Source organism: Alcanivorax sp. HI0044, assembly GCF_001634945.1.
In genome coordinates, this window is the sequence record NZ_LWEZ01001347.1 from 1 (window position 1) to 1,002 (window position 1,002).

General features: G+C 59.8%; 1 protein-coding gene and 1 pseudogene. Both read right to left on the bottom strand.

Annotated elements, in window-relative coordinates:
• Positions 1-648: aminotransferase class I/II-fold pyridoxal phosphate-dependent enzyme (locus A3730_RS19935; RefSeq protein ID WP_156501266.1), on the bottom strand; the 648-nt coding region annotated here is incomplete at its 3' end.
• A 4-nt stretch (positions 649-652) separates the two neighbouring features.
• A pseudogene (gene glnD / locus A3730_RS19940) lies at positions 653-1,002 on the bottom strand ([protein-PII] uridylyltransferase); the annotation flags it as partial.

Below are 1,002 nucleotides of genomic sequence, written 5' to 3' on the forward strand. Positions count from 1 at the left end.
GGTGGGAGGGGTGTCGCGATAGATTTCCGAATAGCATTCGTCTGAGGCGATAACAAAATCGTACTTATCCGCCAGCTGAATCAGGGCCTTGAGCTGGGCCTTGCTGAGCGTGGCCCCGGTAGGGTTGCCCGGGGTACAAATAAACAGCAGCTGGGTACGGGTCCAGGTGTCTTCACTGACCGCATCGAAGTCCGGTTGTAGGCCTGTGGCGTCGGTGCAAGGCAGGTACATGGGCTCGCCACCGGCCAACAGCGTGGCGCCTTCGTAAATCTGGTAGAAGGGATTGGGCATCAGCACCAGCGGCTGGCGCTGGCGATCCACCACCGCCTGGGTAAAGGAAAACAGGGCTTCCCGGGTGCCGTTTACCGGCAACACCTGGCTGGCCGGGTCGATATCTTGCAGGTGAAAGCGGCGCTTGAGCCACTGGCCGATGGCCTCACTCAATTCCGGGATACCGGCGGTGGTCGGGTAGTTGGCTAGCCGCGCGGTGGAGTCTTTTAATACCTGCTGCACAAAATCCGGCGACGGGTGTTTGGGCTCGCCGATGGACAGGGCAATGGGCGACTTGTCCGATTGGGGCAAGCCGCTGAACAGGGTCTTCAATTTTTCAAACGGGTAGGGGTGCAACCGTTCCAGATCTGGGTTCATAGGGTCAGGTGTTTCCGTTGTTCTTGTCGTCGAGTTCTTGCTTGAGGGTCTGCTGCAGTTCCTGGCACAACGTCGGGTCGGAAACCGGCTCGCCATCAAGGTCGGTAATGAAGAAAACGTCTTCGGCGCGTTCGCCCAGGGTGGCAATGCGGGCATTCTGCACCAGAATCTCGAAGCGCATGAAGATGCGCCCGATATGAGCCAGCAGGCCGGGGCGGTCCAGGGTCTGGATGTCCACGGCGGTACGGTCGTTGACGATGTCGTTGCTGATCACTACCTGGGTGGGCACATCAAAGTGTTTGTTGCGCCGGGGCATGCGGCGGCTCACCGTGGTGGCATAACGGTCCGGGTGCT